Origin of the sequence: Sinomonas cellulolyticus, from assembly GCF_014656475.1 — a bacterium.
In the GTDB taxonomy this organism is placed as follows: domain Bacteria; phylum Actinomycetota; class Actinomycetes; order Actinomycetales; family Micrococcaceae; genus Sinomonas; species Sinomonas cellulolyticus.
Map to the genome: position 1 here is coordinate 217,045 of NZ_BNCM01000003.1, position 13,220 is coordinate 230,264.

11 protein-coding genes are annotated in these 13,220 nt (G+C 70.6%); 8 read left to right on the plus strand and 3 right to left on the minus strand.

Annotated elements, in window-relative coordinates:
• Window positions 1-110: 110 nt before the first annotated feature.
• From IE231_RS05080 to IE231_RS05105, 6 genes are read left to right on the plus strand one after another with little or no spacing between them, the layout of a single operon-like run.
• Window positions 111-1,679: a fumarylacetoacetate hydrolase family protein gene (locus IE231_RS05080; RefSeq protein ID WP_189692846.1), complete on the plus strand. Its 1,569-nt coding sequence runs from the start codon at window positions 111-113 to the stop codon at window positions 1,677-1,679.
• Window positions 1,676-2,398: a GntR family transcriptional regulator gene (locus IE231_RS05085; RefSeq protein ID WP_189692847.1), complete on the plus strand. Its 723-nt coding sequence runs from the start codon at window positions 1,676-1,678 to the stop codon at window positions 2,396-2,398. The genes IE231_RS05080 and IE231_RS05085 overlap by 4 nt, the downstream gene beginning before the upstream one ends.
• A gap of 60 nt (window positions 2,399-2,458) precedes the next feature.
• Entirely contained in the window at window positions 2,459-4,009 is a 1,551-nt protein-coding gene (gene hpaE, locus IE231_RS05090; protein WP_189692848.1) for a 5-carboxymethyl-2-hydroxymuconate semialdehyde dehydrogenase, read from the plus strand.
• A gap of 49 nt (window positions 4,010-4,058) precedes the next feature.
• Window positions 4,059-5,225: a 3,4-dihydroxyphenylacetate 2,3-dioxygenase gene (hpaD, locus tag IE231_RS05095; protein ID WP_189692849.1), complete on the plus strand. Its 1,167-nt coding sequence runs from the start codon at window positions 4,059-4,061 to the stop codon at window positions 5,223-5,225.
• A gap of 4 nt (window positions 5,226-5,229) precedes the next feature.
• Entirely contained in the window at window positions 5,230-6,015 is a 786-nt protein-coding gene (hpaH, locus tag IE231_RS05100; RefSeq protein WP_189692850.1) for a 2-oxo-hept-4-ene-1,7-dioate hydratase, read from the plus strand.
• Window positions 6,000-6,839 (plus strand): HpcH/HpaI aldolase family protein, encoded by an 840-nt coding sequence (locus tag IE231_RS05105; protein ID WP_189692851.1) that lies wholly within the window; start codon window positions 6,000-6,002, stop codon window positions 6,837-6,839. The genes hpaH and IE231_RS05105 overlap by 16 nt, the downstream gene beginning before the upstream one ends.
• Before the next feature lie 109 nt (window positions 6,840-6,948).
• Here IE231_RS05105 and IE231_RS05110 read toward each other — a convergent pair whose 3' ends face one another.
• From IE231_RS05110 to IE231_RS05120, 3 genes are all read right to left on the minus strand, one after another.
• The gene (locus IE231_RS05110; protein WP_189692852.1) at window positions 6,949-7,557 is read right to left on the minus strand and encodes a DnaJ family domain-containing protein; all 609 of its coding nucleotides are present in this window, start codon (window positions 7,555-7,557) and stop codon (window positions 6,949-6,951) included.
• A 118-nt stretch (window positions 7,558-7,675) separates the two neighbouring features.
• Window positions 7,676-9,202, minus strand: coding sequence for an APC family permease (locus IE231_RS05115; RefSeq protein WP_189692853.1), 1,527 nt, complete (start codon window positions 9,200-9,202; stop codon window positions 7,676-7,678).
• Window positions 9,203-9,403: 201 nt separating this feature from the next.
• Window positions 9,404-11,431, minus strand: coding sequence for a primary-amine oxidase (locus tag IE231_RS05120; RefSeq protein ID WP_189692854.1), 2,028 nt, complete (start codon window positions 11,429-11,431; stop codon window positions 9,404-9,406).
• 101 nt (window positions 11,432-11,532) lie between these two features.
• Between IE231_RS05120 and IE231_RS05125 the strand changes: the two genes are divergently transcribed.
• Both IE231_RS05125 and IE231_RS05130 read left to right on the plus strand, forming a co-directional pair.
• A complete protein-coding gene (locus IE231_RS05125) occupies window positions 11,533-12,222 on the plus strand; it encodes a TetR/AcrR family transcriptional regulator (RefSeq protein WP_189692855.1) in 690 nt (229 codons plus the stop codon).
• Window positions 12,219-13,205 carry an AraC-like ligand-binding domain-containing protein gene (locus tag IE231_RS05130; RefSeq protein ID WP_189692856.1) on the plus strand — a complete coding sequence of 329 codons (987 nt, stop codon included), beginning with the start codon at window positions 12,219-12,221 and terminating at the stop codon, window positions 13,203-13,205. Before IE231_RS05125 ends, IE231_RS05130 begins: the two co-directional genes overlap by 4 nt.
• Window positions 13,206-13,220: the final 15 nt, after the last annotated feature.

Here is a 13,220-nt window from a genome sequence, read left to right on the forward strand (position 1 = left end):
GCCCAAGGGCTTGACGGCTCCAGTGTTCCACGGCACACTGGATCGTATACGATGATCGTATACGATCCAGCCCGGCATGACCGAGGCTGACACTCGAGGGAGAGGGAACCGTGGAGCGAGCAGACCAGTACGAGCAGCTGCGCCAGGACACCATCAGCGGGGCGGGCAAAGTCATCGCCGTGCACCTCAACTACCGGAGCCGCGCCGCCCAGCGCGGCCGCACCCCGTCGATCCCCTCGTACTTCCTCAAGCCTGCTACCTCGCTTGCGCTCGACGGCGCCGAGCTGGCCCGCCCGCAGGGCGTCGAGCTCCTCACCGTCGAGGGCGAGGTGGCCCTCATCATCGGCGCCCGCTCACGGAACGTCTCCCCCGAGGACGCGTGGGCGCACGTGGGCTACGTGACCGCAGCCAACGACGCAGGGTTTGCGGACCTCCGCTGGCCCGACAAGGGCTCCAACCTCCGCTCCAAGGGCGGCGACGGCATCGCCCCGATCGGCCCCGTGCTGCTCCCCGCCCAGGAGCTCGACCCGGCGGCGCTGCGGGTCCGGATGTGGATCAACGGCAGCCTGATCCAGGAGGACACGACCGCGACGCTCCTGTTCCCCTTCTCCCAGCTCGTCGCCGACCTCTCCCGCCTCATGACCCTCGAGCCCGGTGACGTGATCCTCACCGGCACCCCGGCCGGCGCCACGGTCGCCCAGCCCGGTGACGTGGTCGAGGTGGAGGTCGACGGCGTCGCGTCCGACGGCGCGGCGCTCACCACCGGGCGCCTCGCCAACAAGGTCGTCGACTCCGGCCTGGTCCTCGAGCCCTACGGGGCCCTGCCGAAGCTGACCGACGCCGACAGGATTGATGCATGGGGCTCCGCCGAGGCCGCGGGCATCCCAGCGGCAGGCGAGTCCTCGCCGTCGTCCGCTGCGACCGCGGCCGCCGGCGACAACCGCCCGGCGAGCGTCCTGACCCCCGAGCTCACCGAGAAGCTCAAGAGCGTCGGCACGGCGACCCTGAGCGTGCAGCTGCGCAAGCGCGGCATGCAGAACTGCCACATCGAGGGCCTCACCCCCACCCACCCCGGCGCCAAGGTCGTCGGCACGGCGCGCACGCTGCGCTACATCCCCGCACGCGAGGACCTCTTCAAGGAGTTCGGCGGCGGCTACAACGCGCAGAAGCGCGCCGTCGACTCGCTCCGTCCCGGCGACATCCTCGTCATGGACGCGCGCGGCGAGAAGGGCACCGGGACCCTCGGCGACGTCCTCGCGCTGCGCGCCCAGGTGCTCGGCGCAGCGGCCGTGATCACGGACGGCGGCATCCGCGACTTCGGCCCCGTCTCCGGCATGGACATCCCGGCCTGGGGCGCCAATCCGCACCCCGCAGTCCTCGGCCGGCGCCACGTCCCGTGGAGCGTCGACGACACGATCGCGTGCGGCGGCGCCGCCGTGGTGCCGGGCGACGTGATCGTGGGCGACGAGGACGGGATCGTCGTCATCCCGCCCGCGCTCGCCGCCGAGGTTGCCGAGGACGCCGTGGTCCAGGAGCGCATGGAGGCCTGGGTCGCGGACCGCGTCACCGAGGGCCACCCTGTGGACGGCCTCTTCCCGATGAACGCCGAGTGGAAGGCGAAGTACGAGGCGTACCTCGCAGGCCAGTCGCAGACTGAGACGGGCACCGAGCAGCCGTGAGCGCCGCAGCCCATGGCCTCGCGGCGCCCCCGGGCGGCGAGCGGACCGCGAGCAAGTCCCAGCTGGCCTACGAGTGGCTCCACGAGCAGATCGTGGCCGGGGCCCTCGAGCCCGGCGCCCGCCTCGTGCTCTCGCAGGTCGCGGACAAGCTCGACGTCTCCGTCGTCCCGGTCCGCGAGGCCGTGCGCCGGCTCGAGGCCGAGGGGCTCGTGACGTTCGAGAGGAACATCGGGGCCACGGTCGCTGGAATCGACCCCACCGAATACCTCTACACGATGCAGACCCTCAGCCTCGTCGAGGGGGCGGCGACCGCACTCTCAGCACCCTCGATCACCGCGGAGGACATCGCCGCGGCCCGCGAGGTCAACGAGCGCATGCGGGTCTTCCTCGAGCCCGACCCGCTCCACTTCGACCCGGTGGAGTTCACAGCCCTCAACCGCGAATTCCACTCCGTCCTGTTCGAGCGCTGCCCGAACCCGCACATCCTCGACCTCGTGCACCGGGGGTGGAACCGCCTCAAGGCGCTGCGCGGCTCCACCTTCAGCTACGTCCCCGAACGGGCCACCGAATCCATCGCCGAGCACGAGGCTCTCCTGGCCCTCATCGAGTCCGGAGCGCCCACGGCCGAGATCGAGCTCGCCGCCAGGCGCCACCGATCGGCCACGCTCGACGCCTACCTCGCCCACACCGGCGAGAACCCCGGCTTCCCCACCCTCTAGCCGCCCGACCAGACCTCCTGTCCCACCCTTGACCTGAACACCAGCGGAAGGATTCCTCGCATGAGCAGCCATCCGGTCCCCCAGGACCTCCCCACCCGGATCCAGCACTACATCGACGGCAAGTTCGTCGACTCAATCGACGGCGACACGTTCGACGTCCTCGAGCCCGTCTCCAACGAGGTCTACGTCAAGGCGGCCGCCGGCAAGAAGGCGGACATCGACCTCGCGGTGGCCGCGGCGACGCGGGCCTTCCAGGAGGGCCCGTGGCCGAAGATGCTCCCCCGCGAGCGTTCCCGGGTGCTCCACCGCATCGCGGACATTGTCGAGTCCCGCGATGCCCGCCTCGCCGAGCTCGAGTCATTCGACTCCGGCCTGCCGATCACCCAGGCCCTCGGCCAGGCCCGCCGCGCCGCCGAGAACTTCCGCTTCTTCGCGGACCTGATCGTGGCCCAGGCGGACGACACGTTCAAGGTGCCGGGCCGCCAGATCAACTACGTCAACCGCAAGCCGATCGGCGTCGCCGGCCTCATCACGCCGTGGAACACGCCCTTCATGCTCGAGTCCTGGAAGCTGGGCCCCGCACTCGCCACGGGCAACACCGTGGTCCTCAAGCCCGCGGAGTTCACCCCGCTCTCCGCCTCCCTGTGGGCCGGGATCTTCGAGGAGGCCGGCCTCCCCCAGGGCGTCTTCAACCTCGTCAACGGCCTCGGCGAGGACGCGGGGGACGCCCTCGTGAAGCACCCCGACGTCCCCCTCATCTCATTCACGGGCGAGAGCCGCACCGGCCAGATCATCTTCGGCAACGCGGCCCCGTACCTCAAGGGCCTCTCGATGGAGCTGGGCGGCAAGAGCCCCGCGATCGTCTTCGCCGATGCTGATCTGGACGCGGCCATCGACGCCACGATCTTCGGCGTCTTCTCGCTCAACGGCGAGCGCTGCACCGCGGGCTCCCGCATCCTGGTCCAGCGGGACATCTACGACGAGTTCGTGGAGCGCTACGCGGCGCAGGCCAAGCGCGTCAAGGTCGGGTACCCGCACGATCCCGAGACCGAGGTCGGCTCGCTGGTCCACCCGGAGCACTTTGCGAAGGTCATGGGCTACGTCGAGATCGGCAAGGACGAGGGGCGCCTCGTGGCCGGTGGCGGCCAGCCCGAGGGCTTCGAGTTCGGCAACTTCGTGGCCCCGACCGTGTTCGCGGACGTCAAGCCCGATGCCCGCATCTTCCAGGAGGAGATCTTCGGCCCCGTCGTCGCGATCACGCCGTTCGACACGGACGAGGAGGCGCTCGAGCTCGCGAACAACACCAAGTACGGCCTGGCCGCCTACGTGTGGACCTCGGACCTCAAGCGCGCCCACAACTTCGCGCAGTCGGTCGAAGCCGGCATGGTGTGGCTCAACTCGAACAACGTCCGCGACCTCCGGACCCCGTTCGGCGGGGTGAAGGCCTCCGGCCTCGGCCACGAGGGCGGCTACCGCTCGATCGACTTCTACACCGACCAGCAGGCCGTGCACATCACCCTCGGCAAGGTCCACAACCCGACGTTCGGCAAGCAGGATCCAGCCGCGGAGGAGAACAGGCCCACCGACCTCGAGGACCCGGATCCCCGCTGATCCCCCGCCCCACCAACCACCCCTCATCAGGAAGAGCAAGGACGCTGCCATGACCAACCGTGAAGACATGACCCTCACCTCCTCAGGGTTCTACGTGTCGCAGGAAGCACCCATCCGCACCGACAACCCCGTCCCGACCCCGTCGGTGCCCGCGCCCGACATCCTGCGCTGCGCCTACATGGAGCTCGTGGTGACCGACCTGGCGCGCTCACGCGACTTCTACGTCGACGTGCTCGGCCTCACCGTGACCGAGGAGGACGAGAACGCGGTCTACCTGCGCTCCCTCGAGGAGTTCATCCACCACAACCTCGTGCTCCGCCAGGGCCCCGTAGCAGCCGTCGCGGCGTTCTCCTACCGCGTCCGCACGCCGGAGGACCTCGAGAGGGCCATGGCGTTCTACACCGAGCTCGGCTGCCGCGTGGAGCGCCGCAAGGAGGGCTTCACGAAGGGCATCGGCGATTCGGTGCGGGTCACCGACCCGCTGGGCTTCCCGTACGAGTTCTTCCACGACGTGGAGCACGTCGAGCGCCTCGCATGGCGCTACGACCTCTACACGCCGGGCGCCCTCGTCCGCCTCGACCACTTCAACCAGGTCACCCCGGACGTGCCGCGCGCGACCAAGTTCATGCAGGACCTCGGCTTCCGCGTCACCGAGGACATCCAGGACGAGGAGGGCACGGTCTACGCCGCGTGGATGCGCCGCAAGCCGACCGTCCACGACACCGCGATGACCGGCGGCAACGGCCCGCGCATGCACCACGTCGCGTTCTCGACCCACGAGAAGCACAACATCCTCGCGATCTGCGACAAGCTCGGCGCGCTGCGCATGTCCGACGCGATCGAGCGCGGTCCGGGCCGCCACGGCGTCTCCAACGCCTTCTACCTCTACCTGCGTGACCCGGACGGCCACCGCGTCGAGATCTACACCCAGGACTACTACACGGGTGACCCGGACAACCCCGTCGTCACGTGGGACGTCCACGACAACCAGCGCCGCGACTGGTGGGGCAACCCCGTCGTCCCGTCCTGGTACACGGAGGCCTCGCTCGTCCTCGACCTCGACGGCAACCCGCAGCCCGTCGTCGAGCGCACCGAGTCCTCCGAGATGGACGTGACGATCGGCGCCGACGGGTTCTCCTACACCCGCGCGGACGACGAGAACGGCTCGTACCGTGGTGAAGCCTCGAAGGGCTTCAAGATCGGCAACCAGCTCTAGCGCCATGCTGAACGAGGAGACCATCGCGGCAATCGCCGACGAGCTCGTGGAGGCGGGGCGGACGCGCACGCCCGTCCCGCTGCTCCACACACGCTACGAGGGCATGGACGTCGAAGACGCCTATGCCGTCCAGAAGCTCTGGGCCAGCCGGCTCGAGGCGGAGGGGCGGCGGGTGGCCGGACGCAAGATCGGCCTCACGTCCAAGGCCATGCAGGCGGCCACGGGCATCACGGAGCCGGACTACGGCGTCATCTTCGACGACCAGGTGCTCGAGAACGGCGCGGTCGTCGAGTGGAAGCGCTACACGCACCCGCGCATCGAGGTCGAGCTCGCGTTCAAGCTCGGGCGCGACCTCAAGGGCCCAGGCGTGACCGTGTTCGACGTCCTCGACGCCACCGACTACGTGGTGCCCGCCCTCGAGATCCTCGACTCGAGGATCGAGATGGAGGGCCGCACCATCGTGGACACCATCTCGGACAACGCGGCGCTGGGCGCCATGGTGGTGGGCGGACGCCCGGTGCGGCCGCACGAGACCGACCTCCGCTGGGTCGCCTCGCTCCTGTACCGCAACCAGGAGATCGTCGAGACGGGCGTCGCGGCCGGCGTGCTCAACCACCCGGCCACCGGTGTGGCGTGGCTCGCGGACAAGCTCGCCCAGCACGGCCAGGACCTGCGTGCCGGGGACATCATCCTCGCGGGCTCCTTCACGCGGCCCATGTGGGTCTACGAGGGCGACACCGTATACGCGGACTACGGACCCCTGGGGACGGTGACATGCCGTTTCGTCTAGAGCCCGAGCGGACGTTCCGCCACGCGCTGGCGGCGGCAGAGGCCGCTGCGGGCCAGGACCGGCCTGCCGCGCAGATCGGACTGTGGGTCTGCTCAGGCAGCCCGCTCGTCGCCGAGATCATGGCCGGCTCCGGCGCGGACTGGCTCCTGATCGACACGGAGCACAGCCCCAACTCGCTCGAGTCGGTCCTCGCCCAGCTCCACGCCGTGCACGGGTACCCCGTGCTGCCCATGGTGCGCCTGCCGTGGAACGATGTGGTGCTCATCAAGCAGTATCTGGACCTCGGGGCCCAGAACCTGCTGATCCCCATGGTCAACGACGCCGAACAGGCCAGGGCGGCCGTTGCGGCCGTACGGTACCCGCCGCACGGCGTCCGCGGGGTGGGTTCCGCGCTCGCCCGGGCCGCACGGTGGAACCGCATCCCGGACTACCTGGCCCGCGCCGACGAGACGATCTCCCTCGCGGTCCAGATCGAGACGGCGGAGGCCGTCTCGAACGTCGAGGATATCCTCGCGGTCGACGGCGTGGACGCGATCTTCATCGGCCCCTCCGACCTCGCCGCCTCGATGGGCTTCCTCGGCCAGCAGGAGCACCCCGAGGTGCGGGCCGCCGTCGAGCGCTGCCTCGCGGCGGCGGCCGCGGCGGGCAAGCCCGCTGGGGTGAACGCGTTCGTCGAGGCGACCGCGCGGCACTACATCGAGCACGGCGCGCGGTTCGTGCTCGTCGGCGCCGACGTGGCCATCCTGGCCCGCTCGAGCGAGGAGCTCGCCTCCCGCTTCGCTGCGGGCGCGGCGGACGACGGCGGGCAGCCGGCGAGCTACTGACCCCATCACCCGCTGGTGGTTGGCGCAGTAGGCCTCACAGCGCCGCCAGCGAGGCGGAGCCGGATCCTGAGGGTTCCGGCTCCGCTTCGCTGTGCCCGTGGACGAGGCGTCACCCGCCGCGGCGGAACAGCCGGCGCCAGAACGACGGCGGGCGGCCATCGGCGTCGTGCGCCTCGGCCTCGGCTCGGGCCGCCTCCGCGGCAGACCGGCGCGCGTGCCACGCCGCCACCTCGGCCTCGATGTCGCGCAGCTTCGTGATCACCGGCGGGCCGCCGAGGAGCTGCCGCCGCGCCTCGATGACCCGTCGATTGAACGACTCGAGGGCGTCGCGGACCTGCTTCTCGGTGTGCAGCGCATCGAGGGTCTCGGGGAGCCCGGCATCCTCGACCCGGAGGACGAGCGCCTCGGGGCCGAGTCCCGTGAGCTGCTCCCGCTCGATGAGGCCCTTGATCCACCAGTCCGGATCGTTGGCGTTGTCGAGGTTCGGGATGGGCTTGCCGGCGTACTTGAGGTGGTCGAACTCGCCGCGGGAGATGGCGTCGCGGATGAGGTAGTCGGCGCGGCGGGCAGTATCGACCTCCCGGCGCTTCCGGTTGAGCTCCTCTTCGCGTGCGAGCTCGTCGGCCTCCTCCTGGGAGTGGGCGAGGCCGCCCGCCCGGAGCTCGGCGGCGCGCTCGAGGCGGCGCCGGAGCTCGTCCTCGCGTCGGCCTGCCGCCACGCCGTCCTCCTTCCCCCGCCCGCTGACCGGGCCACTTCCCTCGGCCACGATGGCCGCAGGCGCTGTGCCGCCACATCCACCGTAGGACGTGACGGCACAGCGATGCGAGCGGGTCTCCTCAGTCGTCGTCGCCGAGGTGGTGCGCCTTCGCGCCCTCCTCGCCGTGGCCGATCCGGGCGTACAGCGCGGGGTCGGTGCGGCGGAGCCGGAGCGCCCAGAAGACGCCTCCAATGCCCGGCACCACCACGATCGCCGGGAGCACCCAGCTCAGCGCGCTCGGCTCGGTCAGGCCCAGCAGCACGTCGAAATTCGCCACGATGAGGCCGAAGACGACGGCGAGCGCTACCGCCCCGACGGCCGGGGCGATCACGGAGGTCCACGCGCCGACTCGCAGGTTCCGGCGGCGTCGGAAGAAGCCGATCACAGCGACGGAGACGACGGCCATGAGCAGCACGAGGCCCATGGCGCCGGCGTTGGTGAGCCATGTGAACATCGTCAGGACCGGGTAGAGCGGACCGAGCTCGGAGCCGTTGCCCGCAATCGCGAAGCCGATGGTGACGAGGACTGCGATACCGGTCTGCACGAGGGAACCGGCCTTGGGAGCGCCGTGGTGGCTCGTGGCCTCGAGCCAGCCGGGCAGGACCCGTTCGCGGCCGAGGGAGAAGAAGTACCGGGCCACGGCGTTGTGGAAGCTCACGAGCGCGGCGAAGAGGCTCGTGATGAACAGGACCTGGGCGATGTCGGCGGCGATCTGCCCCACGTGGGTGCCGAGGAACATGAAGACGAGGTCCGGCCCCTGCTGCCCTGCCGCGTCGAACAGCTGCGACGGGCCCGTGCCCACGGCCATGGCCCACGCGGACACCGCGTAAAAGACGGCGATGATGCCCACAGCGGTGTACGTGGCGCGCGGTATGGTCCGGTGCGGCTCCTTGGCCTCCTCGCCGTAGATGGCCGCGGACTCGAAGCCCATGAAGGCCGCGATGCCGAAGGAGAGCACGGCGCCGAGGCCGGGCACGAAGAGGCTCGACGGCGCCAGCGGCGCGGCGGTGACGCCCTCGGGGGCGACGGCGAACGAGGCGACGTCGTACACGATCACCACGAGGAACTCGAGGGCCACGAGCACGCCGAGGACCTTCGCGGAGAGGTCGACCCGGTTCACGCCGAGGAGCGCGACGACGGCGATGCACACGAGGATCGGCACCCACCACGGCACGTCGATCCCGAACCGCTCGGACAGGAGCGAGGAGACGGTGAAGCCGAAGATCCCGTAGATGCCCACCTGCATGAGGTTGTAGGCCATGAGGGCGGTGAGGGACGCCCCGACGCCAGCGGGCCGGGAGATGCCCTGGGAGACGTACGCGTAGAAGGCGCCGGCGTTGGTCACGTGGCGGCTCATCGCGGCGTACCCAACGGCGAAGACGGCCAGGATGGCGCCGAGGATGAGATAGGAGAGCGGAACGCCCAGGATCCCGGTCACGGCGAACGTCGTCGTCACGCCTCCGGCCAGGACGGTCAGCGGCGCGGACGCCGCGATGATCATGAGGGTCACGGACGCGACCCCGAGGCGGCGCACGCGCCCGTGGGCGGTGGCCTGGGCCACTGCTGCCTCCTTCACTCTGCGCTGGGAGCTCGTCGAGGTGCTCATGGGTCCTCCAAGTATGTCGGGGTGGGCTGGCGGGTGCGGCGATGCTGATTCAGGATGCCGCCGCAGCGCGTGCTGTGACTTGTCGCACAGCGAACGCTTGTTGTCCTCCGGAGCGCGGCCGCTCGACTGGCGGCGTGACGCACGACGGCGCGCGCTCACCGCGAGTGGCGAGCGCGCGCCGTCGTGCGCTTGAGCCGTGTGCTACAGGTGGCAGTGGCCGCCCGCCGCTGGGGCCGGCACGTCGAGGACCGGGCTGCGGTCGAAGAAGCCCTCGGGGCGGATCTTGAAGCCCACGTGGTCCACGGGCATCATGGGCCAGTCCTCGGGCCGCGGGAAGTGCGTGAGGCCGAACGTGTGCCACACGACGAGGTCCGTGCCGTCCAGGTCGCGGTCCTGGCTCTGGAAGGCGGGGAGTCCCGCCCCGCCCGGATGCTGGTTGACGAAGTCCCCGGTCGGGTAGCGCTCGGACTCGTCGTAGCGGGTCACCCAGAGGGCCTTCGTCGCGAACGCCGCGCGCGCCGCGACGGACGAGCCCGGGTCCGCCAGGAGCGTGGGCATCCCCTGAGTGTGGATCTTGTACGCGACCGGATCGCCCAGCCGGTTGAGGGACTCGGGGTTGGAGACGACCCACGAGCGGCCCGCCGCCGTGTTGTTCTCCCGGGCGGCCTCGGATTCACGGGCGATGAGCGTGCGCCTGCGCGTGAACGCGTTGCCGCGCTCGTTGCCCGGCCCCATCGGCACGCGCACGGCGTCCTCCTCCTCGACGCGGTTCGGGCCGCCGTCGAGCGCGAAGTCGAGGCGGGCGCTGAAGAGGTGCTGGTGGAACGGCGCGCCGAGGCCCGGGGCCATCTCGGAGGAGTAGGGGTAGTCCTTCGACGGCTGGGCGCTCGTGAACACGATGCCGGTGGCCTTGGCCTCGAACTCGATCGTGCCGTCGAGGTAGAGGTACCAGTAGAAGCCGTAGTCGTAGTTGCCGATCGTGGTGAAGAAGCTGATCACGAGGCGCCGGTTGCGCCGCACGTAGCTGATCCCGGTCCACAGGTCGGAGTGCTTCGAGAGGATCGACCAGTCCTCCTCGTGCATGCAGATGCCGTTGGTGATGGTGCGGGGGTTGCCGAACGCGTCGCTCACCACCGGGCTCAGGTAGGTGATCTCGCCGAGGCAGTCGCAGCCGAGCTCGAGGGAGTTCGCGTACTGGCCCACGAGGTACTCGCCGGTGTCGAAGTAGTTCTGCCACGAGCGCACGGGCGACGGGTCGCCGTAGGGGACCACCATCTCGGCGATCGAGGCGCGGTCCAGGATCCGGCGGCGGCGCGTAGGCCTGCGGTCGCCCGGGTCTCCCGCAGACGAGTCATCGAACGAGATGTTGTGCAGCACGAGGCCCTCCCGCACGTCGAACCCGACGTCAAGGCTCCACCGCTCCCACTCGACGTGGTTGCCCCCCGCGACCGTGAAGCTCGGGCCCTCCGGCTGCGTGATCTCGATGGGCTTCTGGGTCGTGCGGATCGGACCGGTCAGCTCGGGGTCCGTGAAGTTGCCGTGCTCGGCGGGCACAGGGACCACGCCGAAGTCGAGGACCTGGTCCACGGAGCGGTTGACCACGTCGACGTAGGCGACCAGCCCGTCGACGGGGTGCGCCCACGGGCTGTCCGTCTCATGCTGCTGGACGAACGCAAGCCCGCGGAGGATGCGGCGGCCCTTCTCCTCGGGGTACCCGAACACGCCGGCGGACAGCGGGGCGACGCGGACCGTCGCAGGGTCGAGATCGCGGGCTGCGAGCGCGGCGAGCCAGCGCTCGTCGGCGTTGAGGATCTGCTCGACGGCCTCGAACTCCTCCTCGAGCACTGGCAGCTCGCCGGTGACGGCGGTGTCGAGCTCGACGTCGGCGTCGACCTCGCCGCGGGTGACCGAGACGGTGACGTCGCGCGGGCGTGCGCCGGCGACGTCGTGCAGGAACACGCGGAAGCGGCGGTCCGCTTCCGGAAGCACGAAGCCGGCCTGGTCCCCTTCGGCTGCCCGGCGCGAGCCGCGGGGCGGCTCGACGAGGCCGAGGTAGGCGATGCGCGTGGTCTCGCCCCAGAGTCCGGCCTGCAGCAGGGCCGAGCGCACGGCGGTGATCTCCTCGGCCGTCGCAAGGGCGTACTGGGGGTCGGGGTGGCCCTGTTCGGTGCCGGTGGCGTCCGGGGCCGCGTGGCAGGCGTGGGTGGTGGTGGCTGTCTCAGCGGTCATGGCGGGTCTCCTGGGTAGCGCTGCGTTTTTTCTATGGACGTAGAGAATAACGGGATGTAACCTGAATCACAACAGCTGGAGAAAAACAGACGGGAGTCCTGGTGCCGAAGATCGTCGACCACCACCAGAGGCGGCTCGAGCTCGTCGACGCGACGTGGCGCATCATCGCCGAGCGGGGCATCGACGCAGCGACCATGCGCGAGATCGCCGCAGCCGCCGGCTTCACGAACGGAGCCCTCAAGCCCTACTTCGACTCGAAGGACCGGCTCCTGGACTTCGCCTTCGAGCACATCTTCGACCAGACCAACCGGCGCATGCAGGCAGCCACCGCGGGGCTGGCCGGCCGCGAGGCGCTCCGCGCCTACTGCCACGAGATCCTCCCCCTCGACGACGAGCGCCTCGCCGAAGCACGCGTGGCCATCGCCTTCTGGAACAGGGCCGTGCGGGATCCCGCCAAGGCCGCGCTCCACGAGCGGTCCATGGACCAGTGGCGCCGCGCCCTCGCGGGCTTCCTCTCCGAATCAGGGCTCGACGACGGGCCGGGCGCCAGCGGACCTGACAGCCATGCGACTGAGTCCGGCGCACCTGGGGCCGGCGGGCCTGAGTCCGGCAGCCCTGCGCCCAGCGAAACGGCGATCAGCCGGATGGCCACCGCCGTCGGTGCCATCATGGACCTCGTCCTGGGGGCGCAGATCACCGCGACGCTCTCCCCCGGCAGCCACGACCCCGACCAGCTCGTCGCCCAGCTCGACCTGCTCCTCGACGCCGTCCTCGCGGGGGCCCGGGTATGAGCACCGTCCTCGCGCCGAGCGCCGTCAAGGCCTCTCGGGCCCCCAGCCTGGACGTGACAATTGCCAGGGACTTCGACTCGTGGCGGCGCGCCGTCTCGGCCTCCTTCGTGCCGCTCGCCGTCGACGCGGACCGCCGGGCGTCCTTCTCGGGCAGCATGCGCGGTGCTCACCTCGCCGCGCAGGACCTGACCATCATCGAGGTCGCCGCGAGCCGCCACACCGTGCTACGCACGCCGGAGCTCGTGGCCGCCTCGGAGCGCAGGTACTTCAAGCTCAGCATCCAGCTCTCCGGCACCGGTCTCCTGCTGCAGGACGGCCGTGAGGCCGTGCTGACGCCCGGCAACCTCGCGGTCTACTCGACGGACCGGCCCTACACGCTCGCCTTCGACGGTGACTTCCGCTCGCTCGTGCTCATGTTCCCCCACGCGGCGCTCGACCTGCCCGCGGAGGCGATGGCGCAGGTGACCGCAACAGGCATCAGCGGCACGGAGGGTCTCGGCGGCCTCGTCGCCCCCTTCCTCGTGCGCCTCTCGGAGAACCTCGAGACGATCGCGGGCCCCAACGGGGTCAGGCTCGTGAACAATGCTCTGGACCTCGTGACGACCCTGTTCAACGGCGAGCTCGACGCGCGCTCCGCCGCGTCACGCGATCCGCACCAGATGCTGCTCGCGCGGATCCACGACTACATCGAGGCGACGCTGCCGGATTCGGAGCTGGGGCCGGCCGCCATCGCCGCAGCCCACTTCATCTCGACCCGCCACCTCCACGACCTCTTCCGCGAGCTCGGCACGACGGTCTCGGCCTCGATCCGCGAGCGCCGGCTCGAGCGCTGCCGCCGCGACCTGCGGGATCCTGTCCTCGCCGACCGACCCGTCACGGCAATCGCCTCACGGTGGGGCTTCACCGACTCGGCGCACTTCAGCCGGATCTTCCGGGCGGCGTACGGGGAGCCTCCGACGGCCTACCGCGCGGGCGCCCGCTAACAGCACCGGCTCGAC

Excerpts from the sequence above, each read along its gene's own strand:
- hpaE (WP_189692848.1), top strand. The coding sequence starts at position 2,459 with ATGAGCAGCCATCCGGTCCCCCAGGACCTCCCCACCCGGATCCAGCAC.
- IE231_RS05105 (WP_189692851.1), top strand. The coding sequence starts at position 6,000 with ATGCCGTTTCGTCTAGAGCCCGAGCGGACGTTCCGCCACGCGCTGGCG.
- hpaH (WP_189692850.1), top strand. The coding sequence starts at position 5,230 with ATGCTGAACGAGGAGACCATCGCGGCAATCGCCGACGAGCTCGTGGAG.
- IE231_RS05120 (WP_189692854.1), bottom strand. The coding sequence starts at position 11,431 with ATGACCGCTGAGACAGCCACCACCACCCACGCCTGCCACGCGGCCCCG.
- hpaD (WP_189692849.1), top strand. The coding sequence starts at position 4,059 with ATGACCAACCGTGAAGACATGACCCTCACCTCCTCAGGGTTCTACGTG.
- IE231_RS05115 (WP_189692853.1), bottom strand. The coding sequence starts at position 9,202 with ATGAGCACCTCGACGAGCTCCCAGCGCAGAGTGAAGGAGGCAGCAGTG.
- IE231_RS05130 (WP_189692856.1), top strand. The coding sequence starts at position 12,219 with ATGAGCACCGTCCTCGCGCCGAGCGCCGTCAAGGCCTCTCGGGCCCCC.